Source organism: Oricola sp., from assembly GCF_965230365.1.
Classification (GTDB): domain Bacteria; phylum Pseudomonadota; class Alphaproteobacteria; order Rhizobiales; family Rhizobiaceae; genus Oricola.
Genome location: NZ_OZ246003.1, coordinates 648098 through 673897, shown reverse-complemented (window position 1 = coordinate 673897; position 25800 = coordinate 648098). Strand labels below are relative to the sequence as shown.

Sequence of the window (25800 nt, the reverse complement as noted above, 5' to 3'; positions counted from 1 at the left end):
GGTCAAGCGCGCGATGGACATCACTGCTCGACCTTGTTGATGACGATCGAGTCGATCATCATCAAAACTTCTCCTGAGGCGTAGTCCTTTTTGGCGCGGTCCGCCTGGAAGCTCAGCGTGCCCGGCGACCGAAGGGACGTGTATTGATCGGTCTCAAGCACATAGGGGTTGCCGTCGGGATCGGTGAAACCGATCATCTCGACCTTCGACGTGTAGCCACGACCGCGTTTTGAGAGCGTGAGCTTGATCGGCATGTCCATGTGGTCGGCAAGCAGGGCATCCCAGTCGGCCTCGCCACCAAGCGGGCGCGCATGATAGCATTGCCCCTTCAACGAACTGCGGAACGGGCGTTCCTGGCTGTCTGCTTTGCCGGTGGTCACCTTGGTCAGGTTCATCATGGTTTTCTGGCAACCGCCGCCCGTCCAGATCGCGCGATACTGCGTGGCCAGATAGTTCTTTTCGTCCTTGCGCAGGCCGATGGTCAGGCGATCGTTATGGGTGTTGTACTCGCCTGTATAGGTGACCTCCACATCCCAATCGCCTTTCGGCATTTCGCCTGTATAGACGAACAGGTTTTCAGGTTCCTGCGCCTCAAAACCGCCCATACTCAAGCTGAGCAAGGTCAACACGCCGCCTTCAACGATGAAATTGTCCGGATTGGCGTTTTCCAGCGCCCAGTGCTCGGCCAATTCGCCACCATCGAAGTCTTCGCGAAAGAACTCCGTGATGGTCGGACCCGCCGGCTCTTCTTCAACAACCGGTTCGGGCTCTGGCTCAGGCGCGGGTTCGACCGCTTGAGCAACTTCAACCACAGCATTCATCGCCTCGACAAAGCCATTTGTATCCGAAGCGTTGAAATACTGGCCTTTACCTGCCTTGGCTATGCACTCCAGTTGTGCGCGCGCATCGGCGTCGACATCGAACCCGACCACATGCACCCGCATGTCGACACCGAACAGTTCGCCCATGCCGGCCGCGACGCAAGGGTCGCCTTCGCAGGTTTGAATGCCGTCGGAAACGAGGACCAACGCCTTGTGCGTATCGGCGGGCTGACTCGCCTTCAACTGCGAAATACCGACGGTCAGCGAGGTGGAGATCGGCGTTTTGCCGAGCGGTTTGATTCCGGCGATGCTTTCCTTGATGGCGTTACGGTCCGAGCCAATCGCATTCAACAGTGAGACATCGCCGCAACTATCCTTGGATGTCGTGCCATAGGTCATCAAGCCGATGCGTGCGTCGGGCGCCACGCTGTCGAGCAATTCGGTCATTGTGTCTTTGGCGGTCGTGATTTTGGCGACGCCATCGATCTGGCCCCACATGGAGCCCGAACCATCCAGTACGAACAGAATATCGCTCGCGGCGGCCATTGAGCTGACAGGCGTGATCAACACGCTGCTCGCACCCAGAAGTGCGGCCGCCGACAGTTTGGTTGGCAATCTGAACATTAAAATTCCCCCGTTTTTCATCGCGATAAGCGGTTACCCCAGAGAGACATAAACTTGATGACGGTAGAATGTGCAACGCCTAATGATGAGCGAAAAACTGATTTGGCTATAAAAACCTTACCTAAGACAACAAAGGTAGATTTCTCCCGGGAATCGAGCCGAAATTGGGTCGCGAGCTGGAAACCGGTCGCCCGCTCCGCTTTTCATTCGCTACCGAATACACTTCGATAGCTGGGCAGGTCTGAACAACCTGTTTGTTTCCTGCAGGCCGATGAATTGTGTGACAATCTATGTTTCGTTCGCGCGGACCAACCGACGCGGAAAACCGGTCGCGCTCAGTCGGAGGAAGGCGCCCGCTCCAAGCCAAGGCTGACTTTTTTCAGAGCCCGGCGTCCGAGTCGAATGCTCGTGCCCGGATCTCCATCGAAACATCCCTGCTTGGCTCGAAATGAAACCTTCCCATCGTCGGCGTGCCGTCATCGGAAACGGAGCAATCGTATTGCGAGGTCAGTTCTTCGACGAGCAGTTCGCTCAGACGATAGCTCCAGTCGGCACCCAGGCAACGATGCTTGTCGAGGCCGAAGGGCGAATAGAGGTTCGCCGGCACTTTGGAGGTCATGAACCTCTGACATTTGTGTTCAAACGGATCCGGGAACTTCATCGGATCGTGATGCGCCTCCCAGACGCAAATCCGGATATGGCTGCGCTTCGGGATGAAATAGCCGTCGAAAACGATATCTTCGGTCGCGACGCGGAGGACCAGCTCGCTTTGCTCGAGGCGCAAGGATTCTCTCGGGATCGCCTGGAGCGCCGAGTAGCCGCCGTTTTCGCCCATCTGTCCACTGCGTGCGAACTCGACTGCCTGCGGATAGTCACCAAGGTGCTTGAATATCCAGGTCCACAAGCCGAGGACGTCGAAACGGGCCACCTCGAGCATGTGGATGAGGTTTCCCAGCGTCGTGTCATCCACGGTATCGGAGCGGATCAGGTGCCGCAGCAGGTTTGAGGGGGCATCCGGATCTTCGGTGATGTCCTCGATTGTCTTGTCGACCAACTCCCTAATTGCGTCGAAGGCGGGCTTATGGTGTTTACGGGCCACGATAAACGAGCCGTTCGGTGCATAGGCGTCATAGGCCGCAACAAGTTCGTCGAACCGTTCCGTCTTCCGATCGGCGCCGAGGATCAGGCGCATGAAGACCGCCGTGGATATGGACTTCAGCGTTTTGCGGATGTCCGCATTCGAAACCGGTTGCCGAGCCACCGCCAGGTCGGCAAGTCCATCGCGCATGATCGCGCGGATCGCGTCTTCGTGTTCCTCGATTGGCGTCTCGTTGAAGGCATCGAGGACTTGCCGGCGGTATTTCCGGTGTACATCCCCCTCCAGCCCGCGCAGAAATCCGTGCGGAAAGAGCGGCGACAAATCCGTCGTGCCTGAGCGTATCTTGCTTTCGTTTTCCGAAAGAAACCGCCGTGCGAGATCGTGTCCAACGATGCAGGTCGTGTATTTGTGTGGCAGCCATACCTTGAAAACCGGCCCCAGTTCTCGGGCCTGTTTCAGCAGAAATTGTTGGTCGCGGACACGCCCGTCCTCGGGAACCCGAAGCTTGCCGGGAGCGAGGCGCGCGCCGAGGGATGCGGCTTTCTGCTTCGCACGCAGCGCCAGCAAATTCATCCTGACAGCCCTCAGGCCGCGTTTAAGCGACATCCGCGTAATCCCCCACCACTGGCTGTGAACTGCCGACCCCGTCGATCCTGCATAAAGGGTCGTGACGGCAAAGTCTTCAGTTTTAGTGCCTCTGCGTCAAGCTTTGCCGCCGGCTCCGCCTGCGCAGCGACCCACCAATCCGGCTCCAGATTTACGCCTTTCCGGTGCGCCTCGCTTTGCGCTTGACCGCCCAATACCCGATGCCGATTTGACCAGAAGGCGCCTTTGCACCAAGGTCGCCCGGCGGTCGGTCCAAGAGGCTGACCGTTGCGAAAAACTTACGAATATCCCTTGCAGGACAACTGAAGAAGCCGGCTTGGAGGAATTGGTGAAACTGCCAAGATCGAGGGGGATTGCCTGCCACGCACTCGCTTCACTACGGTTCAGGCTGCCACGGCAAGCATGAAAGTTCTGGTCATCAGCCTTCAAAGCAAGCCGGAGCGCGCCGCCCGGGTGACCGCGCGCCTTGATGCCCTTGGAGTGCCGCACGACGTGTTTTCGGCCGTGGACGGCACGCGCGGAGAGCATGAAGCCTGGCAGCAATATGATGAGGCGGCCTGTCTTCGCGAATTCGGCAAAGGGCTTCTGCCCGCGGAAATTGGCTGTTTCGCCAGCCATTACTCGATCTGGCAGCAATGCGCGAACGAAGGCGTTCCCATACTCGTGCTCGAGGACGATGTCACGATTCTGGACGGATTTCCTGACGCGCTGGAAATCGCACAAGCGCACCTGGAAGACCGCCAGTTGATCCGCTTGGCCGGACTGACCCGCCGACCGTTTCGACAGGTGAAAGGCTTGGGTGGACGCAACCTCGTGCGGTTTCTCAGGGGCCCGGAAGGAACCCAGGCCTACATGCTCGCGCCGGAAGGCGCCGAAGCGCTTTTGCGGGCGGCAACAAGATGGATACGGCCGGTCGATCACTTCCTGGACCGGTTCTGGGTTCACCGCGTCCTGCCCTATGCCGTCCTACCGTTCGAAATCATCCATACAAAGGACGCGGAACGGACGTCCACTATTGGGAACCGCTGGACGAAGCGCCGCGGTTGGATGAAGGTCCGGCGTGAACTGAATAAGTTCCGCGATGACATTTCGCGCTGGGTGTTCAACTTCCGAAACTAGGGTGGGTCAGGGCGCCAGCATCTCGCCGGCCCGTGTGCCACCGGCAATCATCTGCAAAAGTGAAATCGCACGCAGCCATTGCGCCGGGCGACGCGTGTCCGCCCGGCAGAACCGCAACGCGGCATTGGCCCATGTCGGCGGCGACGATCCTACCGCACTCGTTCATGCGCCCGCCACAACCCAATCGCGACTTGTGCTCAGCGAAAATTGGTACTAAACAATTTGTAAGAACAAATTATGGGTGCGGCTGCGTGGCGGTACTGGATTTCGAGAGGACGGTCTGGGACAAGACGTTGGGCGAAACGCTCGGCGGCACCCCCGACGCGCTCATTCTCGAAGGCACCTGGTGGCGCGAACGCGCGTCGAAAGCGCGCCTGGGATACCTGACATCAGTCCGCGAACTGCCATTCCCCGACATGTTCGTCGGCGATTTCGATGGCGCCCGCATTGCTTATTGCTGTGCCTACGGCGCACCGCGCGCGGTCGAACCTGCGCATGTCTTCACCCAGCTCGGCACGCCGCTTCTCATCCAAATCGGCACCTGCGGTGTGATGGACCGGAAAATCGGGGCGGGCACCATTGCGGTACCCCGCAAGGCGGTGGCGCGGGACGGCATCTCCCGGCACTATGGAGCAGGATCATCCGTCGCTTTCAGCGCGCAATGGGCCGATCGGGCGGAGAAGGTCTTGCAGGGTCTCGGCATAAAGTCAGAGAACACTAACCATTTGACTTGGCCAAGCCTGTTTGCCCAAAGCGACGCGATGTGCGCGGGTTGGGCGGTCGAGGGGCTCCAGACGGTCGATATGGAGGCATCGGCGGTCGCCGCGGTGGCGAGCCGCTTCGGCCAGTCCTGTATCGCGCTGCTGTCAGCCTGGGATGCGCTGTCGGAGGGACAGACATTCCTCGATCCGTTGCCGGCCAAACATCAGGAAGCACTGCGCCGCGCCGACAAGGCGACATTCGAGGTGGCGCTGCAGTTGGCCAAGGAGGTATCCGGGCGTGTAACGTGAACGCACGGAGCGAATTTGCCCGATAGGCGGGCGGATAACAGGGAGGTAGAAATGAAGCACATTCGAATGACGGCTCTCGCGGCAATGACCGCGGTGCTGACCGCCGGGACGGCACTCGCCGAATCCGACGGCGACATGGTGATCGGCAAGGATTGGGACGCGGTCGTCGAAATGGCCCGCGGCGGCGAGGTCAACTGGTTCTTGTGGGGCGGCGCCGACAACATCAACCGCTATGTCTCCGAATATATCGGCGGCATCCTGAAGGACGAGTACGACATCAAGCTGAACCGGGTCGGCTTGTCGGACACGGTCGAAGCGGTGAATATCGTGCTCGGCGAGAAGGAAGCCGGCGTCAATGACGCGGGCTCCGTCGATATGATCTGGATTAACGGCGAGAACTTCCGCACCATGGTGCAGGGTGGCCTTGCCTGGTGCGGCTATCTCGACACGTTGCCCAACAATTCCCTGGTCAACTGGGACAACCCAGCGATCGCCAACGATTTCGGCGTTCCGGTCGACGGCTGCGAAGTGCCGTGGAGCCGGGCGCAGTTTGCCTTCGCCTATGACACCGCGCGCACCGAAAACCCGCCGAAATCCATTCCCGAGCTGATCGAGTGGGTCGAGGCCAATCCCGGCCTGTTCACCTATCCGGCGCCGCCGGATTTCAATGGCTCGGTGTTTGTCCGCCACGTCTTCTATCACGCCGCCGGCGGCGTCGAGAACCTGCTCGGCCCCTTCGACCAGGCGAAGTTCGACGAGGTCGCGCCGAAGGCCTGGAAGATCCTCAACGACATGGAGCCCAATTTGTGGCGTTCGGGGCAGACCTATCCAAGCGGGATTGCGCAGCTCAACGAACTGTTTGCGAACTCCGAGGTCGATCTGACCTTCAACTACGAGCCGTCGCAGTTCGGCCTGGCCGTGGAGTCCGGTCAATATCCGGAAACCGTAAGCTCTTACGGACTGACCGATGGGACGATCGGTAACACCAACTACACGCTGATACCCTTCAACTCGCCCAACAAGGCGGCCGCGCTGGTGCTTCAAAACGTGCTGCTCTCCGGCGAGGCGCAGCTCGAAAAGGCGCTGCCTTCGATCTGGGGCACTTCGCCCGGAATCGAGATGGACCGCACTACCGCGGATATCCAGGAAGCCTTCGGCTCCATCGAGCGGCATCCGTCAGTGGTCTCGGCAGCCGAACTCGCCGAAGCGGCCCTGCCGGAGCTGCAGTCCCAGTGGATCTCGGCCATCGAGAAGGGCTGGATCGAGAACGTCGGCCGCTAGAAGCCGACGACCAGAAACCGGTGGCGCCCGCCGCCGCCGGTTCCCACCGCAATTCTGTCCATCGCCGGAGACCCGACAGGCATGTCCGACCGGATGAAAATCATACTGCTGCTCGCCCCGGCGCTGACCGTTATCGTCGTTCTGTTTCTTGGCGGCCTCGTCATCGGCCTCATGCGGTCGTTCAACTACATGCCGGTCATCGGGCTGACGGAGCCGAACTTCGACGCCTACATCGCGCTTTTTACGAGCCGCGAATTCTATCTTTCGTTTCTGCTGACGTTTCACATCGCCTTCACCTCGACGGTGATTTCGGCGGTCATCGCGGTCGCGTCGGCGCTGCTGCTGCGCCGGACCTTTTTCGGCCGCGGCGTGATCAATTTCCTGTTCCAGCTCAACCTGACTGTGCCGCATCTGGTTGGTGCGGTCGGCATTTTGTACCTGTTTTCGCAATCGGGCAGTTTCGCGCGGCTGGCGCATGAATTCGGGATGATCAGTCGTCCGTCGGAGTTTCCGGCATTGGTTTTCGATCCCTATGCGATCGGCATCATCCTGCAATATGTCTGGAAGGAAATTCCCTTCATCGGCGTCATCGTGCTCGCCCAGATGCAGGCTCTCGGACAGGACTATGAAAGCGTGGCGCGAAGCCTTGGTGCCTCCAAGTGGCAGTCCTTCCGTTTCGTGCTTCTGCCGCTGATCTTTCCGGGCGTCCTGTCGGCCAGCGTGATCGTCTTCGCCTTCACCTTCGGCGCCTACGAGATACCCGCGCTTCTCGGCCAGAACTATCCGGCCGCGCTGCCGGTGTTGGCCTACCGCCAATACACCGATGTCGATCTCGCCGCACGCCCCGAAGCGATGGCGATGGCCATCGTCATCGCGATCCTGGCCGGCGTGATGATCTGGGCATACACGCGGCTGACGCGCCGCGGGATCCGGAGCTAAAACCATGGAAAACACCATCGCCACACGCTCCATCCGGTTTCTCTCCGGCGCGCTTCTGATCTTCTGGCTGGTTATCCCGCTCGTTCCGCTCGGCATCTGGTCGTTCGCCCGCGGCTGGCGCTTCCCGGACCTGTTGCCGCAGAAATGGACGCTACAGGCTTGGGAGTACACCTTTTCCGACGTGTCCGGCGTGCTGCCGAGCCTCTGGCTGACGATCTGGATCGCGCTTGCCGCTACAGCCTTGTCGATACTGGTCGGCGTGCCCGCCGGTCGGGCGCTCGGTCTCTACAAGTTCCGTGGCAAAGAGCTGGTTGAACTGCTCATTCTCGCGCCGGTGATCGTGCCCGGTATCGCCGTCGTGCTCGGCATCCACACGGTGTTCATCACGCTCGGGCTGACCAACACGGTCTGGGGCGTGATCCTGGTTCATCTGATCCCGACGCTTCCCTACATGACGCTGGTGATGGCGGGGATTTTCGCCAATTACGATCCGGCCTTCGAGCAACAGGCGCGCAGCCTCGGCGCTTCGCCGCTCAAGACCTTCTGGTATGTCACGCTGCCGGCGATCCTGCCCGGCGTGATCGTTGGCGGCCTGTTCGCGTTCCTCGTCTCATGGAGCCAGTACATCCTGACGCTCATCGTCGGAGGCGGCCGGGTCGTCACCTTGCCGCTTCTCCTGTTCAACTTTGCAACATCCGGGCGCAACGACATCACAGGCGCCATCGCGATGATCTACATCCTGCCGGGAATCGTCATCCTGGTGCTAACTGCTAAACAACTGTCCGGCCAGTCCGGCGCCGTCGGGGGATTCGGCCGCGTATGACCCATGTCACCATCAATAACTTGACCAAGATCTATCCCGGCACGGACAAGCCGGCACTCGATGACTTGTCGCTCGAGATACCGTCGGGCGAACTGACGGCGTTGTTGGGGCCGTCGGGCTGCGGCAAGACGACGACGATGAAGATGATCGCCGGGCTGCTGACGCCGACCAGCGGCGGGATCGCCTTCGACGGCCGTTCGATCCTGCGCGACAAGCCGGAACACCGTGGCGTCGTCATGGTGTTCCAGAACTACCTGTTGTTTCCCTATATGAGCGTCGCCGACAATGTCGGTTTCGGCCTGCGGATGCGCAAGCGCCCGAAGCAGGAGATCGCACACCGCGTCCAGGAGATGCTGGAGCTGGTCAAGCTGCCGGATCTCGGCGACCGCAAACCATCGGAGCTTTCCGGTGGCCAGCAGCAGCGCGTGGCGCTGGCCCGGGCGCTGATCGTGCAACCCAAGGTGCTGCTTCTCGACGAACCGCTGTCGAACCTCGATGCGCATCTGCGCTTCGAGATGCGCGACCTGATCCGCTCGCTACAGCAGGAGATGGGCATCACCACCATCTTCGTGACGCATGACCAGGAAGAAGCGGTGGTGCTGGCCGACAAGGTGGCGCTGATCCTGCACGGCAATCTTTGCCAATACGATGTCGCCGAGGCGTTTTACCGCCGCCCGGCCACCGAGGAGGTAGCGCGCTTCTTCGGCGGGCACAATTTCGTGCCCGGCTTGTCGGCAGACGGGCGTTTCGAGTCCGCGCTGGGCCCGATGGCGTTGCCGCAAGGCGCACGCACCGGACGTGGCACGCTGACAGTGCGGCCGGAAGCGATCCGCATCGGGAAGGCAGATGAAAACACGCTCAAGGTGCGCGTTTCCGAACGCATCTATCTGGGTACCCAGACGCGGCTGAAGTTGACCCATGACGAAGCGACGCTCGATGCTGTGCTGTCGCCCGACGCTGTCGAGGGGATCGCGCCCGGCGACGAGATCGATATCCACCTCCCGCGGCAGGCGCTTTGGGTACTGGAGGACGTGGCATGAAGTTCGGCGTTCACGCAGGGCTCTGGATGGAGCAATGGACCGATCCACTGGAGCCGATCCTCGATATTGTCGCCGATCTCGGTTTTGACGGCGTCGAGGTGTCGCTGCTCGGCATGGATATGGACCGCGCCAAGGGGCTCGGCGCGGCTGTCAAGGCGCGCGGCCTCGAAGTCACCTGTTCCGACGGCCTGCCGATGGCTGCCGATGTCAGTTCGGCGGACCCTGACATACGCGCGGCCGGTCTCGACCACTTGCGCCGTTCGGTCCGCTTTGCCGATGCGATCGGCGCACGCGGGCTGGCTGGCGTTGTCTTCGCGCCCTGGGGCGCCTTCGACATAGCCGACAAACAGGGCCGGACGGAACGTTCGGCCGACACGCTTTCCATGCTCGCTCCCGATCTGGACGAATTCGGCATCGATCTCGGGATCGAGGCGTTGAATCGCTTCGAGACCGACCTCGTGAACACGGCCGCCGAGGGCGTGGCGCTCGCCGAAGCGACCGGCTCGGACCGGATCGGCGTTTTGCTCGATACCTTCCATCTCAACATGGAGGAAAAGGATATCCGCGGCGCCATTGCAAACAGCGCCGGCAAGCTCGTGCATTTCCACGTCTCCGACAATGACCGGGGCGTGCCGGGTTCCGGCCATGTGCCCTGGGCGGAAGCGCGCGAGGGACTGCGCGATGCCGGCTATGACAGCTGGATCGTTGCCGAGATGTTCATAAAGACCGGCACGCCCGCCGGCGGTGACTTGTACATCTGGCGCGATATCGAACCCGATGCGACGGAAGCCGCGCGCCAGGCGCTTGCCTTCCTGAAAGGCTGGCTCTGATGGCTGTGCTCCTCGACAGGCTGGCCGGGCGCTTCGCGGAACTGGAAGACGAGTTGAACGCACTCGATGCCGCTGCCGGAGACGGCGATCATGGCGCGACCATCCTGCGCGGCCTGCGCGCCGCGGCTGCCGCCGACGCCGACGCCGACCCGGTCGCCGCGTTTCGCACCGCTGCAGGCGGCGCGTCCGGCTCGCTGTTCGCCCAGGTGTTGAGCGCTGTACTGGCGATATCGTCCGGCGAAGGGCCAGGCCCCGCGCTCGGCGCGGCAGCCAAGCGGATCGGCGTGCTCGGACAGGCCAAGCCTGGCGACCGGACCATGCTGGATGCGCTGATACCGGCGTCGAAAGCCCCGGACCTGGCGTCTGCGGCCACAGCGGCGGCAGACGGCGCGGCGGCGACCGCCGGCATGGCGGCGAAACGTGGCCGGGCGCGGTATGTCGAAGGCGCCGGCACGGGCCATGTCGACGCCGGTGCGCGTTCGGTCGCCGAAATCCTGGCCGTTCTGGTCGAGTCCACAACGGAGACGGGGACATGAAGAAGCTTTTCAACAGCAAGGAGGCGATGGCCGACGACATGATCGACGGCTTTGTGGCCGCCTATCCCGAAACGGTCACGCGCGGCGCCCATCCGCGTATCGTGCGCCGCACCGTGCGCAAGAATGCCGGCAAGGTCTCGCTCCTGATCGGAAACGGATCGGGCCATGAACCGATCGCCATGGGATTCGTCGGCAAGGGGCTTCTCGACGGCAATGTGGTCGGCGACGTTTTCGCCGCGCCTTCGGCCGACCTGATCCTGGAAGGACTGCGCGACCTTACCGGCGAGGCCGGCACCGTCCTGTTGATCTCCCGTCACGAAGGCGACGTGATCAATGGCATGGAAGCGGCGATGCTGGCTTCTGAAGAGGGGCTGAACGTCGCACCGCTGTGGATGTATGACGACATTTCGTCGGCGCCAAAGGGCGAAGAGGAAGAGCGGCGCGGTGCGGCCGGCACGATGTTCATCTACAAGATCCTCGGCGCCGCAGCCGAAGAAGGCATGCCGCTCGACCGGCTGGTTGCACTCGGCGAAGCGATACGCGGCGCAACGCGGACGCTCGGCGCTGCGATGTCGTCTGGCATCTCGCCGCTGACCGGAAAAGCGATGTTCAGCCTTCCCGAGGACGAGGTGTTCATCGGCATGGGCGTTCATGGCGAACCCGGCGTGGCACGGCGCAAGGTCGAGCCGGTGTCCGATCTCGTCGCCTTCATGGTCGATGCGCTGTTGGAGGATCGCGCCATTGAGGCCGGTACGCCGACCATTGCGATCGTAAACGGTTCAGGCGGCACAACGATGATGGAGCTTCTGACTGTCTACCGCGAACTCGCACGACAGATGGAGAGCCGGGGCATTCCGCTCACCAGTCCGATGATCGGCAACTTCTCGACCACACAGGAAACCGCCGCCTTCTCCATCTCGCTGATGACGCCCGATGCGGAGATGCTGAGCCTGTGGCGCGCGCCGCAGGCGAGCCCGCATTTCCCGGTAATCGGCCGGGGGGCGGCCTGATGACGCGCCGGATGCATGGCGTGGCTGTCGATGCCGGGAGCGGGCTTGCCGCAGCGATCGCGGAAGCCCGTGGCGCGGCGGCCGACCCCGGCGATCACCTGCGGTTCAAGGAGATCGTGCTGACCGAGCTCGGACCGGAAGCGACGACCGTCCTTCTGGATGCCGACTGCGGGCCGAAGCTGCTTGCCCGGTATCCTGACGGCTGCGCGCCGATGCTCGCCTACGAGGCGGATGTCTACCACATCTCCGGCGAAGACCGGATCACCCGCCTGCCGGACAACCTTGCGGTGGCGGACTACCCGCGCCTCGGGGTACGCCAGTTGAAATTCTTCATGTACTACGCGCCGAACGACCCGGACGATCTGAACCACAAGAAATGCGAGATCATCGAGCGCATCGGGCGTGAATGCGGCGAGGCGGGTATCGATTTTCTGTTCGAGCCACTGGTCTACGACCGCAACGCGGCGCCTGGCACTGCTGAATTCGCCGCGATCAAGCCCGGGCTTGTCGAACGGGCGGTCGCGACCTTCGCGCAGCCACGCTTCAATGCGGCAGTCCTCAAGGTCGAGGTTCCGGTGGATCTGGCCTTTGTCGACGGCTTCGGCCAAGCGGAACGAAGCCGCGACGAGGCGCTCGCCGCCTTCCGCAACCTTTCGCGAGCCGCTGGCGACCTGCCGATCGTGTTCCTGAGCGCCGGCGTTCCCTTCGATTGGTTCGAGGCCTCGCTGAACATGGCAAACGATGCCGGCTGCGACTACGCCGGTTTCATGTGCGGGCGGGCGATCTGGTCCGACGCCGTCGGCGTTTTTGGCCAAGGCGGCGCGGACGCGATGCGCGCATGGCTGGCGGATACCGGACTGAAGCGGCTACGGCGGCTGAAGGCCGTGGCGAATTAGGGGGAACAGACATGCTGCTTGAGGGAAAAACGGCAATCGTGACCGGTGGATCGAGCGGCAATGGCCGCGCGATCGCCGCGGGCTTCGTCGCGCAAGGCGCGAAGGTGGTGGTTGCCGACCTGTCCGAACAACCGCGCGAAGGCGGCGTACCGACCGTGGAGATGATCGAGGCCGACCATCCCGATCAATCCCGCTTCGCCGCATGCGATGTTTCCAAGGTGGCCGATCTGGAAGCGCTGGTGCGCACCGCAACCGACTGGACCGGCCGGCTCGACATCATGGTCAACAACGCAGGCATCCTGCGCAAGGAACCGATCCTCGAAGCGACCGAGGCGACCTTCAACGCCATGGTCGATGTCAATGTGAAGTCGGTGTTGTTCGGCAGTCAGGCCGCAGCCCGGGTGATGGTCGAGCAGAAAAGCGGCGTGATCCTCAACATGTGCTCGATTGCCGGCATGCGCGGCACCAGCGGTTTCGTGCACTACAATATGACGAAGGGCGCCGTGCGGCTGATCAGCTATTCTTTGGCCGACGAGCTTGGCCCGCACGGCATCCGCGTCAACAATGTCGCGCCCGGCATCATGCGCACGGCGATGAATGTCGAGGACGATCCGGTGATCGGAACCGAACAGGGCGAATCCTACCTGCCGATGATCCCTGCCCGGCGCTGGGGCGAACCCTCCGAGGTCGCCGATGCCTGCGTCTACCTCGCCTCCGACCTCGCCGCCTATGTCACCGGCATCACGCATGTGGTCGATGGCGGATATCTGAGGATCTGACATGCTGACCGTTGCGCTGATCAAGGCCTCGCTGCCGTCCTATTTTCCGGATCGCCACAATGTGTGGTCGCGGGCCGAGAAGGCTGTGGCCGATGTGATCGAAAGTATCGGCGCACGACTCGTCGTGGTTCCGGACATCCCCATGAACGGGGCGGAGACCGCCCGCGTAATCGACGCGGCGGAAGCGGAAGGCGCCGATTTCCTGCTCTGCCTGCATGGCGGTTTCTCCATGGGCGACGTGGCACGGACGCTCGCCGCAAGCCCGCACCGGATCGGTTTCTGGTCGATCCCCGAGCCGCAGCGCACAGCCGATATCCAGCTCAACAATTTCGTCTCGCTCAACATGTCGCTGTCGATCGCGCGCGGCGTGCGCGACCTCAAGCGAAACCCGGTCGCCTGGTATCACGGTGCGCCCGAAGACAATGCGCTGAAAACCCGGCTGGAAACGACGCTCCGGGCAATCGGTGCGGCGAAAGCGGTCAGCGATGCCCGCATAGGCGTCGTCGGCGGCCTGGCGATGACCTTCTACAACATGGAGGTCTCGACAAATGCGCTGCGTGCCAGGCTGGGCGTGGAAGTCGCCAATCACGACATGCACGAGCTGACTGGTCGAATGGCCGCCGCCGACCCGGCCGAGGTCGATGCGGAGATTGCCCGCATGAGCGCAGCCGCGCCCTGGCGAGGGGTCGACGCAAACCAGCAGGCGCTGACAGCGCGCGCCGCGCTGGCAATGCGCGCGATTTCGACCGAAGGCGGCTACACGGCGCTGGCGGTCAGCGACTGGCCGGCGCTGCAGGACGACCCCGGCATGCATCCCGGCGCCGCCTTTTCGTGGCTTGAGGAAGCATACGGCCTGCCCGTGGCGTCGGAAGGCGACGTGCTCGGCGCGGTCACCCAGATCGCGGCCAAGGCGATCTACGGAAAGACCGGCGCGCTGCTCGACATGACCGAGCCGGATCTGGAGACCGGGCAATTGCTGATGTGGCATGGCGGCGGCGGGCCGCTGCACATGGCCAACGAAGCCGGCGCAACATGGATCGCTCATCCGATGATCGGCCGCGGCACCGAAGCGGGGCCTATCTACGGCGCCATTGCGGACTATGTCTTCGCACCGGGGCCGGCCACGGTGTTTAGGGTGGCGCGCGAAGGTTCGGCGCTGTTCCAGATGACCGCCGGGATCGTCGGACGCGATCCGTCGGGCTTCGACGGCACGCGCGGCTGGCTGCAGGATTTCGCCATAGGCGGCGACGCAGCATCGCTCGGCGATGTCGTGGCCAGCGTCATGGGCCACGGGCTGGAGCACCATTTCATCCTGATTCCCGGCGACCATGCCGCCGTGCTGGCCGAATTCGCAAGCTGGACCGGCCTTGCGCCACTCGGCCGGATACCGGCGCGCGACCACCTCGCCGCACAGGATTTCACATAAGACCTGAGGCGTTGGCGGCCAACTTGTCGTAGAAATGCAGGAAGATCTCGTCGCGCTGGACGTCATGCGCTTCGAGAATTGGATGGCGCGTGTCGTCCTTATCCCAGTAAAGCGCCTCGTTGATAATCGGCGATGATGTCTGGAAGGTCGGCACCAGCGCCGGGTCGATCAGCCAGGCGATGTCGATCATGTCCCAAATCACCCAGCTGCGCCGGCCGGTATCGTCCAGCGCGAACATCTTGTGCAGCGGATTGTGGGTGTAGAGATGCCAGAGATAGTCGCCGATCGCGCCGCGCCCCTTGACGAAAGCTTCCATCTCGGGCCGCGAGATCTTCAGCTGCGCGCCAACATGATAGCCGGGCAAATAAATCAGCGGTACGCCGCAATCGAACAGGATGCGCGCGGCATGAACGTCCTGGATCAGGTTGAGCGACGGACGCACTGAATGCGGCGCGTGGCTCGGATAGGCCGAGGTCCAGATCACCACGATGTCGCGGACGATTTCCGGTGCGCAGCGCAGCGCGGCGGCGATGTTCGTCACGCAGCCCATAGCGGCGATGTAGAGAGGCGCGCCCTTGCCCGACTTCGCCAGATCGACGATCGCCTCGGCGCCATCCGACCATACCACGTCATCGGGCGTGGTCATGTAGCGGTCGGCGCCGCGAAATGTGACGCCCTCGGGGTCGAAGCCGCATTTCTCGTAAATTGTGCGGATTTCGTGGTAGCTCAGTTCCATGCCGCGGGCGGGATCGACCAGATCGCCGTCGAGATCGTCGATTGTTCGGCCCTGCGCATGCAAACGCTCGATCCAGCCCTGGAACCCGCCGACAAGATGCTCCTGGTGGCGGCTGCCGTTCAGCATGGCCGCTTCGGCGGCTTTCAGTTCCGGCAGGTGGTGGCGAAACGAGAACGGTTCGGCGACGGTCGCCTCCAGCGTCATCCGCTCCGGCGTGAACAGCGCCCAGGCCAGTGCGTACTGGTCGTCGATCTCGTTGGCGCAATCGGTGTCGATCACGAGCCGCACCGGTGCGTCGGTGGCGGGCGGGACCAGCCGCTCATACAGCAGGTCGCGGTCGATGGCGGGAAATGCGGGCATGAAACGGAGCCTTTCTAGGGGAAGCGGGCACTGCGGCCGTCGCGACCGAGTGTGAAGCTGACCCGGCCGGTACGGTAGACGTCCTCGTGGAAGACCGTCTTGCCGTTCTCGTCGAAGGCCGAGCAGGATTGCAGCAGGATCGGCGTGCCGGGATCGACCCCGAACAGCCGGGCTATCTCATCGCCCGCCAGCACCGGAGTGACATCTTCGCAGGCCGCGCCCCATTCCAGGCCGAACCGGTTCGACAAGATCCGCAGCATCGACTGGTTGGGCCCGGTCTCGGGGAAATCCTCCGGCCGGGCGTCGCCGAGATAGGGAACCCCGGCATAGGTGGCGACCAGCATCTTCGGCTCGTCGTCGACGATGCGAAGACGGCGCACCCGGATGATCGGAATATCCTTCATGTCGTCGGGCAGTTCCTCGCGGCCGGCATCGCCCGGCTCCAGCCGGTCGATCGACAACAGGCGCGACACGGGCAGGCGTCCGGCGCGCAGCATCGCGTCGGTGAACGACGTCATGCAGGTGTCCGATGACAGCGACAGGGTCAGCACCCGGTATCCGGAACCCTGCCGGCTTTCGACATAGCCGTCCATCACCAGCAGCTCCAGGGCCCGGCGGATCGTTACCCGGCTTACATTGAATTGCTCGGCCAATTCGCTCTCGGTCGGCATGCGGCCGCCGACCGGGTAGATGCCGGCCTTCAGGCGGTCGAGGATCGTGCGGTAGGCGTGTTCATATTTCGCCGGTTCCTTGGTCTTGGTATCCGTAGTCACGACTGCGCTCCTCAGGCCATCCAAACCGTCTTCGTCTGCGAATAAAGGGCGATGGCCTCCGCCCCCATCTCACGGCCATAGCCGGACTGCCGCATGCCGCCGAACGGCGCGGCGGCGTCGGTTTCGCCCCAGGTGTTGGTCCAGATCGTCCCGGCGTGCAGGCTGCCCGCCATCCGGCGCGCACGGGCGACATCGCGGGTCCACAGCCCCGCCGCCAGGCCGAATTCGCTGTCGTTGGCGCGCGCCAGTACCTCTTCCTCGCTGTCGAAAGACAGCACCGACAGGAGCGGGCCGAACGCCTCCTCGCGCGCGACAGTCATGGAATCGGTGACGCCGGTCAGCACGGTTGGCGGCAGGAAATAGCCTGATCGGTCGAGCCGCGCGCCACCGGCTACGCACTCTGCGCCAGCGGCCAGACCGGCATCCATGTAGCCGACTACCTTTTCCAATTGGCGCGCGTTGATGACCGGTCCGAGATCGTGACCCGGATCGTCCATGCCCGGCCCGACAGACAGCGAAGAGGCCATCTCGGCCAACCCGTCGACGAATTCGTTATGGATCGCGCGCTCGACATAGAGCCGCGAACCCGCCGTGCAGCTCTGGCCATTGTTGCCGAACGCCGCCCAGAACGCGCCCGGCAACGCATTTTCTATATCGGCATCAGCGAAGACGATGTTCGGGGCCTTTCCGCCAAGTTCCAGCGACACGCGCTTCAGATTGCCGCCGCTCGCCTCGACGATTCGCCGCCCGGTTGCCGTTGAACCCGTAAACCCGACCTTGTCGACGCCGGGATGTGCGGCGAGCGCCGCGCCTGCGCCCGCGCCGTCGCCCGGCACGACATTCAGAAGTCCCGCCGGCAAGCCCGCCTCGACCGCAAGATCGGCGAGATAGAGTGCGGAAAGCGGCGTCTCCTCGCTTGGCTTCAGGACAACTGCATTGCCGGCGGCTAGCGCCGGTGCCAGCTTCCACATCGCCATCAGCAGCGGATAGTTCCAAGGAGCGATCAGTCCACAAACGCCCATCGGCTCGGTCAGCGTGTAGACCAGCCGGTCGGATTGGCCGACGGGAATTGTGCGGCCCTCGATCTTGTCCGCCCAGCCCGCAAAATAGCGGAGATGCCTGGCCGAGTAGTGAACATCGACATCGCGCGCCGTGGCAAATGGCTTGCCGTTGTCGAGCGCGTCGAGTTGGCCGAGCACCGGTGCCCGCTCCTCGACGAGATCGGCGAAGCGCCACAGCGCCGCCGCGCGCTCATGCGGCAGTCGCCGGTCGTTTTCATAGGCTTTTCGGGCCACCGAAACGGCTTGATCGACATCTGCCGCGCCGGCTTTGGCGACTTGGGCCAGCGGCGCTTCGGTCGACGGGTTGATCACGTGCAGCGTAGTGGCGGTATCGACCTCTTCGCCGCCGATGCGCAAACCCTGGCGGCGCGACAGGAACGCCTCGACATGCGGCAGGAGGGGGATCATTCGGCAGCCTCCAGCTCGGCATTGCGCAGGGCGCGCCGATTGATCTTGCCCGACGATGTCATTTCGAACCCGTCCACAAATTCGATCGCGCGCGGTGCCTTGTAGGCAGCAAGCCGCGTACGGACATGATCGGCGAGTGAAGTCTTCAGCGCTGGCGTGCCGTCGTGACCGGTGCGCAGCTTGACGACCGCCTTGACGATCTGTCCACGATCGGGGTCCGGCTTGCCGATCACCGCGCATTCGGCAACGGCCGGATGCGAAAGCAGGCAATCCTCAATCTCCGCGGGGCCGATTCGGAAGCCCGAGGACTTGATCAGGTCGTCGGAGCGTCCCTTGTACCAAAAATAGCCATCCGCATCGCGGACAGCGAGATCGCGGGTCCGGAGCCAGGGGCCGAGTGCCATTTCCGCTTCTTTCTCGCGGTTGTTCAAATAGCCGAGGAACCGCGTCGGTGACGTCGCCGGCGTGACGATCTCGCCCGCCTCGCCATCGGCGACCGGTTGGCCGTCGCCATCGACAAGAACAACCTCGTGGCCGGGATAGGCACGACCCATCGAGCCCGGTTTGCGCGGGTACAGCGCCGCGCAGTTGCCGATCAGGTGATTGACCTCAGTCATGCCGTAGAATTCGTTGCAGGTGACCTTCAGCGCCGTCTCGGCCCACTCCAGCGTCTCGGCGGCCAGCGCTTCGCCACCTGTGCAGATTACCCGCAGCGACAGATCGTGATCGGCGTGCGGATCCTCGGTCTGTGCCAAGCGCTTGATCGCGGTCGGTGCAAGAAAGGTGTGGGTGACCTTGTGGCGGGCCAGGAATGGCCAGGCCCATTCCGCCCTGAAACGGTCGAGCGAGGTTACGACCGGCCGGCCAGCCAGCCAGGCCGGGAGCAGCATGTCGAGCAGCCCGCCAACCCACGCCCAGTCCGAGGGCGACCAGAATACGGCGTCGTCATCGGCAAGCGACAAGTTGAAGAACAGGTTGATCGACGGTGTGTAGGCGGCAAGCACACGATGCCCGTGCAGGATGCCCTTTGGCTTTCCAGTCGAGCCGGAGGTATACATCAATAGTGCCGGGTCGTCGGCACCGCCGAATTCAGGCGCAAAGTCGGCCGGCGGATTGGCCATCGCTTCGTCCAGATCGATCTCGCCCGATCCCGCCTCGGGCATCAGCACGTGGACGAGATGCGGAAATTCCTCGGAGCGTAGCGGCTCCCAGGCTTCGGCGCTGGTCAGGATAGCGCCGGCCTTGCAATCGTTCAGCGCGTGCGAAAGCGTGTCCGGGCCGTAAAGCTGCGACAGCGTGACGGCGATGCCGCCGATTTTGGCGATCGCCATGTGAGCAATGCCGGTGTTCGGATGTTGCCCGGTGTGGATGGCGACCGGGTCTCCTCGCCCGTAACCGAGATCGCGCAGCCTGGCAGCAAGCGCGGTCGCCGCCGCATCGATCTCGCCAAAGCTCCATGTGATAACCGTGCCGTCTGGCGTTTCATAAATCATCGCCGGGCGGTCGCGATCCTGCGGTCCCAGACAACGGCCGACCGTCGCCTTGTAGATGTTGTAGTCCGCGGGCCATGCGATCCCCAATTCGGTGTCGCCGCCGCGCGTCAGATGCAGCGCCGCAAGGTCCGTGTCGGACCAATCTTCAAACAGTTCAGTCATGCATCCTCTTCCGGTCCGACGATGATGGCAGGTGGTCCACCCGGCGCAGGTTGAAGCGCGCAACGGACAATTCCGGTCGGCACGTCCTGGATCTTTGCGACCGCCGCGCTCGCCGCGCCGTCGAACCGGACAAGCGCGAAATCGCCATCCGCGCCGGTGGTGCGAAAAAGGATCGTTGCGCGGCCGCTGAGCGTGCGCCAATCGGTCGAGCGCTCTCCGGATTCCGGACAAATCCGTAAAGGCGGAAAATGCGCGGCGCCGCACTCTTTGCAATATGAGGCGATGGCGCGGCCTTCGCGCAATCCTTCCACCCACGGAGCCAGCCAGCCCTCGCCGAGTTCGTAATCAAGCGTGAAATCCAGCTTCATGCCGCCGCTCCCGCGCTGAATACCGTCACGGCGCAGGTCGTCGCAATGCCGCCATGGGTGTCGGCAAGCGCATGGCGCGGCGTGCGCGTCGGTTGCAGTGCCGCATGGTAGCGGCCTTCCAGCAACAACGCGCAGGTGGCGGCCTGACCGACACCCGTAGCCCCGACCGGCGCGCCTTGGCCCATCAGGCCGCCGGACAAGTTGACCGGGCAACGCCCCGCGGGCGCAAAATCCCCACCGCGCGCCGCGTACACCACGTCATCTGCAAGCCCGAGCGCTGCAATACCCTGCAGCTCGGCACCGGCATAAGCATCGTATATCTCGGCGAGGCCGATATCGGATGGCGCGATATCTGCCATGGACACAGCCTGTTTCATGGCCCGGGTCTTGGCGATGAACCGGCCCGGATTGGTTCGATGGCCAAGGCCAGGCATAGCCGACGATGCGCCGATCCCTGTGATACGGGCTGCGCTTTTCCGGCGATTGGCGGGCGCCGCTTCCGGTGCGCTCAAAATCAGGACAGCCGCGCCGTCGCTCAATGGCGAACAATGCAGCCGGCGATAGGGCGAGGCAATCATCGGCGAGGCCTTGATTTCCTCCTCGCTATGGGCACGCGGCAGATGCGCACCGGGATTGGACCGCGCGTTGCGACGGTTCTTGATGGTGACGGCTGCGAGATCGGCATCCGATCCGCCGTGTTCTGCGGCAAATGCCTGCCAGGACAGCGCGTAGAGGGCCGTGGCGGTGACCCCGGTCATGCCGTCTGTCCAGGCATCGAAGGAATAGCCGTAGAGGCGGCGGACGCAGTCACCGCCCAGTGCGCTGGCGGACGGGTCGACGCCCAGAACCGCGACACGCCGGGCGCGGCCCGAAAGAATGCGCTCGGCGCCAGCATGGACGGCGAGTTGGCCTGATGCGCCGCCGCCCTCGACCCTGAGCGTCGCCTTGCCGAAGAGACCGAGGTCCTGCGCAAGAACCGAAGCCGGATTGAGCTGCAGCGTGAAAAAGTCGCTCTCCGAAGCGACGACCAGCGCGTCGACATCGGTCCGCTCGAGCCCGGACATGGCAAGCGCCGCATCGAATGCGGAGCACGCCCAGTCGCGAAACGAAGAGCCATCCTTGCGCCGCCCGTAGGCGGTCAGAGCCGCACCGATAACCAGAACCAATCTGTCCTCCCTCTCGTCAAATATTGACGTATCTAATTTGTTCATACAAGTCTGTATTAACACATTGAGGAATCGCTTTGGCTGCCATCGACGTCCGCGCTTCGGGGATCGCACTGCCGATCCTGGCCTGTTTCGGCGGCGGCAGCCTTTATGGCTGGTCCGGATACCTGCCCGCCGTGCAGGCAGCCTACGGACTGAGCTATGCCAGCGTGTCGATGGTGTTTTCACTCGCCATCGCCAGTTTCACGCTTGGGGTCCTGTTCGGACCGGCGGTCATTGCCCGCCTGCCGGGGGAGGTTCGTCTCGCCGCGCTTGCCGCCGCAGCCCTGGTCTGCCTGCTTGTCGCCAGTCTCAGCCCGACCTTTCCGCTTTTTGTCGCCGCCTATGGAGCCGGCTTCGGCGCGATCTCGGGCGCGATCTACAACCATGCGCTGTCGGAGGCGTCGAAGAAACTTCGAGCGACCCTGTTCGTACCGGTTACCGTCGCCGCGTTCGGTCTTGGCGGCGCGCTTTTCGGACCCCTTGCAAACTGGCTCGGCGCGGGCGGCTGGGGCCTGTGGTCGACCGCACCTGCGGCGCTTTGCCTGGCTGTCACCGCCGCGCTTTCCTTTGCGATACGACCGGCGCACCACCGCGACCGCGCCGAGGGCGGCGAGCCGTCGGCGGGACTGTCTTTCCCGGAGCGCAACGGAGTAGCGATGTGGGCGATATTTGCCTGCGGCTCCCTGTCCGGCCTTGTCGTGCTCGGCTTCTCCGCCCAAATTCTGTCGACCAGCGCAACGCCGGCGCTCGCCGGTCTGGCGATCTTTCTCGCCGCAGCCGGCAACACGCTCGGCCGTCTGGCTGCCGCACCGATGGCGAGGCTGTTGGCGCCGGCCAGCGCGGTCGCGATGGCGCTGGCCATTACGGGCGCGGCAGTCGCATGCCTGATATTCGCCGAGGGCCATGGCGCCGCCGTCGCCTTTCTGTTCCTCGCGGCTTTTGGATACGGCAATCTCGCCTCCAACATGCCGCTGCTCGTAAAGGCCAGATTGGGCGTGGCCGGATTTTCCGCCGCTTTCGGCTGGGTCTTTACGGGTTGGGGCGTGGCCGGTCTCGCGGGCCCATGGGGCGCAGGCTATATCCTCGATGTCACCGGCGGCTTCAGGCTCGTTCTGGTGGCTTGCCTTGCGGCATCGCTCATCGGGTTGCTGCTGTCGCTGCGGCTGCGCTGACCGGCCCATGCAAGAGGGCCCACCCGCTTAAAGATCGATTGCGACAACACCGTCCTTTGCCACCGCCCGTGACTGGCACAGGATAATTTCTGTTTCGCGCTGGCGCTTCGACAATACGAAGTCGCGATGCTCGACCGCGCCGGAGACAAGCCCGCATTTGCAGACACCGCATATCCCGTCCGAGCACTTCACGTCGACATGGATGCCGTTTTCGGCGAGCACGTCTGTCGCCGTCTTGTTAGCCGGGATAATAAATTCTCGCCCGGAGCGGACAAGCCGCAGTGTGAAGGGGTGGTTCACGTAGTCGGGTTGCTCCGGCACCGAAAAATACTCCAGATGCCGTGCTTCCTCGGGAAAGCCCTGACGCTCTGCCGCATCCATGACTGCCCGCATATAGCGGTCCGGCCCGCAGGCATAGACGTGCCAACCCGAGCGATAGCCCTTGAGGATCGCGTCGAGGTCGGCGCGGCTGCCTTCGTCCGAGATGTGCAGGGCCACCCGGTCCCGCCATGCAAAGCCGGCAAGATCATCGAGAAAGCCGGCATCCGCGCGGCGACTACAGGAATAATGAAGCGCAAAATCTGCGCCAATTGCATGCAGCCGGTGGGCAAATGCGATCATCGGGGTGATACCGATGCCGCCACCCATCAGGAATGTCTTCGACGCCGTCTCGTCCAGCTCGAAATGATTGAGCGGCCTTGAGACAAAGACGCGGCGGCCTTCGGCAAAAATGCGGTGCATCAGTTTCGATCCGCCGCGCCCCGCGTCCTCGCGCAGCACCGCGATCTGATAACGCGACCGGTCCGCGGGGTCGCCCGACATCGAATAGGAACGCAGGAACTCCGGCGCCACGACGATGTCGATATGGCTGCCGGCGGTCCAGGCCGGCAGGTCGCCGCCGTTGAGGGCCTCGAACTCGTACTTGGTGACATCAGCCGTCATCTTCTCGGCCCGGGCGACCCTGACCGCAACAACCGGCGCGTCACCCGGCACGGTGTAGCAGTGCAGGTGGTCGGTCTCGCCGCGCGCCAGCTTTGCCTTGTGTTCGCCAGCGCTTACCATCTTGCGGTAAGCCTCGATCCCGGCCTCGCGATCCATCGGGAACGGGTAGGGCCAGGGATGCGGCGCCAGCGGCGCCGGATAGACGGCGAGCGTCTGGTCCGCGTATTTCAGGTCGAGACCGGTCTGCAGGCCGCGTTCATTGACCGGCTGGCGCGTCGGGCGGTAGCCGCCGTCCTCTTCTAGTTCGATGTCCCACCACCACTTCTTGACCGGGTTCAGCCCACCATTGCCGGCCATGTCGTCGAGCCTGGCAAGCACGGGCGCAGCACCCGGCAGGTTCGACGCCGCCCAGCGGAAAGGCGCTTCGGCGAACAAACCTTCCAGGTTCCAGGGGCAGGTCTTCATGCAGCGCCCGCACATCGCGCCGCCCTTGGTGGTGATCCGGTAAGTGGCGCATTTCTGGCTGTCGGACTTCCAGATCTCGTAGCCGTTGAACATCAGCTTCGGACCGGCGGTGATCGCCCCGGCTGGGCATTCGCGAGCGCATTTGTTGCACCGCTCGCAGAACGCCTGCAGGCCGAAGTCGATCGGCCGGTCATGGGCGAGCGGCATGTCGGTGGTCACCACGCCGGACTTCAGCCGCGGCCCCAGAAACGGGTTGAGGATGACCTCGCCGATGCGGCTGACCTCGCCCAGCCCCGACAACAGCAACAGCGGCGGCTGTAGCACCTCGCCGTCGAGCACGGTATGCGCCTTGGCCTTGTAGCCGAGATTGCGGATCTGTCGGGCGATCACGCCGCCGAGCAGCGAAAAGCGCAGATAGGCGCGCATCGACTGGGCGACCGAGATCCAGTCATCGCCGCTGGCGCCCTCCATGGTCTCGTAGCCCTGGTCGACGATCATCGAAATCGCCTGGTCGTGCGGCGGGTCGATCGGATCGCCGGCTGCGTCATGGCTGTACCAGGCCCAGTCCGGGCAGCGCGATATGCCGACGGCGTCGATGCCGAGGAAGTAGCTCGCCGCCTTGATGGCCATGGCGTTCGCATCAGGATCGCTGGGTCGCGCGCCGCGCGGATCTGGCTCGCCGTCCTGCAACAGCACGAAAGCGCCGAGCGCCCGGCGTTGCGCCGCCGACGGGGCTGCCTTGCGGGCATAATGCCCGCCCTTGGCGTTGTCCTGGCAAGCCTTGCCCATGTCGCCGAACTGGGCCCGCGCGAACATGTCGGTGCGCTTGGGCACCCGCGCCACATGGGCCTCGTCGATAAACGTCGTGGGCGCATCGACCCGTTTCAGTTTCTCGAAAGAATGCGGGCCATCGACAAAGCGGCGCTTGGCGAATGGATCGCCGCCGGGTGCGAACCACGACCGGTCCTTTGCGCTCGCAAGCGGCCTGTCGGGCGCAAGTTCCAAGGCGCAGGTGATGGCGGCCAACCCGAAACGCGTTCCGACGAAGGGCGCAACGAGGGTCCTGTCCTCGACGGTGGCGATGCCGGCCGCGACAGCAATCCGGTTCAGATCGACATCCGACGCCGCGCCCGAATGGGATTTCGCGTCATGACCGAGCAACCGCAGATAGTTGGCGATGACGGCAGCCGTTTCGCTGGCGCGCAGGCAGGCGCGTTGTTCCAGCGCATCGTCGAGCCAATCCGTACCGGGCTCTCCCGGCCTCGGCGGACGCGGGTTTTCGTAAAGAAAGACAATGGCGTGGGTGTGCCCATCGATGGTGGTCGGCGGCGCCTCCATCGATTCCTTCAGATCCGCCATGATCATGTCGATGCCCGAAGCCAGCGTCTTGGTCTGGCGGGTTCTCAAGTCATGGGCGAGCTGGGCGATATCCGGATTGGCGACCGGCTCGGCCAGCAGTGCTTCTGCCGGCAGCGCGCAGATGCCGACCATTGCCGCGTCGCTGAAATAGCCAAATGCCTTGAGGTGGTTGGCGCGTTCGACCGGATCGGCGGGGATTTCGGCGACGGCGCGATTGACCAACCCGTCGCGGATCGCATCCAGCATCGCCTGGTATTCGCGCATCGCATTGACGATGTTTTCGGGGTGATCGTCGCGACGGAACGAGACGTGCCGCATCGGCGGCACGGCGATGAGATCGGCGGGCGTGTCGCGCCGCGCCAGTCGCTCGAGCGGGTAGGGACCCAGATGAACCGGACGGTTCCGGTTGGAAAAGAAACGAAGCCCCACGATGCCTTTCCGTAAGCGCCAGCCC

22 protein-coding genes are annotated in these 25800 nt (G+C 63.5%); 13 read left to right on the top strand and 9 right to left on the bottom strand.

The window, feature by feature from the left end; genetic code table 11:
- Positions 1 to 20 precede the first annotated feature (20 nt).
- Together ACO06R_RS03215 and ACO06R_RS03210 are read right to left on the bottom strand one after the other, a co-directional pair.
- Positions 21 to 1445 (bottom strand): vWA domain-containing protein, encoded by a 1425-nt coding sequence (locus ACO06R_RS03215; RefSeq protein ID WP_421855973.1) that lies wholly within the window; start codon positions 1443 to 1445, stop codon positions 21 to 23.
- A gap of 379 nt (positions 1446 to 1824) precedes the next feature.
- The gene (locus ACO06R_RS03210; RefSeq protein ID WP_421855971.1) at positions 1825 to 3150 is read right to left on the bottom strand and encodes a cytochrome P450; all 1326 of its coding nucleotides are present in this window, start codon (positions 3148 to 3150) and stop codon (positions 1825 to 1827) included.
- A 402-nt stretch (positions 3151 to 3552) separates the two neighbouring features.
- On the opposite strand from ACO06R_RS03210, the gene ACO06R_RS03205 reads away from it, so the two are divergent.
- From ACO06R_RS03205 to ACO06R_RS03150, 12 genes are all read left to right on the top strand, one after another.
- On the top strand, positions 3553 to 4269 hold the full coding sequence (locus tag ACO06R_RS03205; protein ID WP_421855969.1) for a glycosyltransferase family 25 protein: 717 nt from the start codon (positions 3553 to 3555) through the stop codon (positions 4267 to 4269).
- Positions 4270 to 4400: 131 nt separating this feature from the next.
- Positions 4401 to 5279 (top strand): hypothetical protein, encoded by an 879-nt coding sequence (locus ACO06R_RS03200; RefSeq protein WP_421855967.1) that lies wholly within the window; start codon positions 4401 to 4403, stop codon positions 5277 to 5279.
- 51 nt (positions 5280 to 5330) lie between these two features.
- A complete protein-coding gene (locus tag ACO06R_RS03195; RefSeq protein WP_421855965.1) occupies positions 5331 to 6560 on the top strand; it encodes an ABC transporter substrate-binding protein in 1230 nt (409 codons plus the stop codon).
- Between the two features lie 81 nt (positions 6561 to 6641).
- Entirely contained in the window at positions 6642 to 7499 is an 858-nt protein-coding gene (locus ACO06R_RS03190; protein ID WP_421855963.1) for an ABC transporter permease, read from the top strand.
- Positions 7500 to 7503: 4 nt separating this feature from the next.
- Positions 7504 to 8322: an ABC transporter permease gene (locus ACO06R_RS03185; RefSeq protein WP_421855961.1), complete on the top strand. Its 819-nt coding sequence runs from the start codon at positions 7504 to 7506 to the stop codon at positions 8320 to 8322.
- Positions 8319 to 9362 (top strand): ABC transporter ATP-binding protein, encoded by a 1044-nt coding sequence (locus ACO06R_RS03180; RefSeq protein ID WP_421855959.1) that lies wholly within the window; start codon positions 8319 to 8321, stop codon positions 9360 to 9362. Before ACO06R_RS03185 ends, ACO06R_RS03180 begins: the two co-directional genes overlap by 4 nt.
- A complete protein-coding gene (locus ACO06R_RS03175) occupies positions 9359 to 10192 on the top strand; it encodes a sugar phosphate isomerase/epimerase family protein (RefSeq protein WP_421855957.1) in 834 nt (277 codons plus the stop codon). Before ACO06R_RS03180 ends, ACO06R_RS03175 begins: the two co-directional genes overlap by 4 nt.
- Complete coding sequence (locus ACO06R_RS03170) at positions 10192 to 10728, top strand: DAK2 domain-containing protein (protein ID WP_421855955.1); 537 nt, start codon at positions 10192 to 10194, stop codon at positions 10726 to 10728. Before ACO06R_RS03175 ends, ACO06R_RS03170 begins: the two co-directional genes overlap by 1 nt.
- On the top strand, positions 10725 to 11738 hold the full coding sequence (locus tag ACO06R_RS03165) for a dihydroxyacetone kinase subunit DhaK (RefSeq protein ID WP_421855953.1): 1014 nt from the start codon (positions 10725 to 10727) through the stop codon (positions 11736 to 11738). The genes ACO06R_RS03170 and ACO06R_RS03165 overlap by 4 nt, the downstream gene beginning before the upstream one ends.
- Entirely contained in the window at positions 11738 to 12634 is an 897-nt protein-coding gene (locus ACO06R_RS03160) for a tagatose 1,6-diphosphate aldolase (protein ID WP_421855951.1), read from the top strand. Before ACO06R_RS03165 ends, ACO06R_RS03160 begins: the two co-directional genes overlap by 1 nt.
- Before the next feature lie 11 nt (positions 12635 to 12645).
- Positions 12646 to 13413, top strand: a complete 768-nt coding sequence (locus ACO06R_RS03155) for an SDR family oxidoreductase (RefSeq protein ID WP_421855949.1) — start codon at positions 12646 to 12648, stop codon at positions 13411 to 13413.
- Position 13414: 1 nt separating this feature from the next.
- Positions 13415 to 14839 carry an L-fucose/L-arabinose isomerase family protein gene (locus ACO06R_RS03150; protein WP_421855947.1) on the top strand — a complete coding sequence of 475 codons (1425 nt, stop codon included), beginning with the start codon at positions 13415 to 13417 and terminating at the stop codon, positions 14837 to 14839.
- On the opposite strand, the gene ACO06R_RS03145 is transcribed toward ACO06R_RS03150, so the two are convergent.
- Genes ACO06R_RS03145 through ACO06R_RS03120 form a run of 6 tightly spaced genes read right to left on the bottom strand, consistent with a single transcriptional unit; the run spans position 14832 to position 21366 of the window.
- Positions 14832 to 15935: a nucleoside hydrolase gene (locus tag ACO06R_RS03145; protein ID WP_421855945.1), complete on the bottom strand. Its 1104-nt coding sequence runs from the start codon at positions 15933 to 15935 to the stop codon at positions 14832 to 14834. The genes ACO06R_RS03150 and ACO06R_RS03145 overlap by 8 nt on opposite strands.
- A 14-nt stretch (positions 15936 to 15949) precedes the next feature.
- Positions 15950 to 16708, bottom strand: a complete 759-nt coding sequence (locus ACO06R_RS03140; RefSeq protein WP_421855943.1) for a GntR family transcriptional regulator — start codon at positions 16706 to 16708, stop codon at positions 15950 to 15952.
- 11 nt (positions 16709 to 16719) lie between these two features.
- Positions 16720 to 18177, bottom strand: a complete 1458-nt coding sequence (locus ACO06R_RS03135) for an aldehyde dehydrogenase family protein (protein WP_421855941.1) — start codon at positions 18175 to 18177, stop codon at positions 16720 to 16722.
- Positions 18174 to 19832, bottom strand: a complete 1659-nt coding sequence (locus ACO06R_RS03130) for an acyl-CoA synthetase (RefSeq protein WP_421855939.1) — start codon at positions 19830 to 19832, stop codon at positions 18174 to 18176. The genes ACO06R_RS03135 and ACO06R_RS03130 overlap by 4 nt, the downstream gene beginning before the upstream one ends.
- Positions 19829 to 20200, bottom strand: coding sequence for a Zn-ribbon domain-containing OB-fold protein (locus tag ACO06R_RS03125; RefSeq protein ID WP_421855937.1), 372 nt, complete (start codon positions 20198 to 20200; stop codon positions 19829 to 19831). The genes ACO06R_RS03130 and ACO06R_RS03125 overlap by 4 nt, the downstream gene beginning before the upstream one ends.
- Positions 20197 to 21366: a thiolase family protein gene (locus tag ACO06R_RS03120; RefSeq protein ID WP_421855935.1), complete on the bottom strand. Its 1170-nt coding sequence runs from the start codon at positions 21364 to 21366 to the stop codon at positions 20197 to 20199. The genes ACO06R_RS03125 and ACO06R_RS03120 overlap by 4 nt, the downstream gene beginning before the upstream one ends.
- A gap of 77 nt (positions 21367 to 21443) precedes the next feature.
- Between ACO06R_RS03120 and ACO06R_RS03115 the strand changes: the two genes are divergently transcribed.
- Positions 21444 to 22580, top strand: coding sequence for a hypothetical protein (locus ACO06R_RS03115; protein WP_421855933.1), 1137 nt, complete (start codon positions 21444 to 21446; stop codon positions 22578 to 22580).
- Between the two features lie 27 nt (positions 22581 to 22607).
- Here the strand turns inward: ACO06R_RS03115 and ACO06R_RS03110 are convergent, their stop codons facing one another.
- Positions 22608 to 25775 (bottom strand): 2Fe-2S iron-sulfur cluster-binding protein, encoded by a 3168-nt coding sequence (locus ACO06R_RS03110; protein WP_421855931.1) that lies wholly within the window; start codon positions 25773 to 25775, stop codon positions 22608 to 22610.
- Positions 25776 to 25800 lie beyond the last annotated feature (25 nt).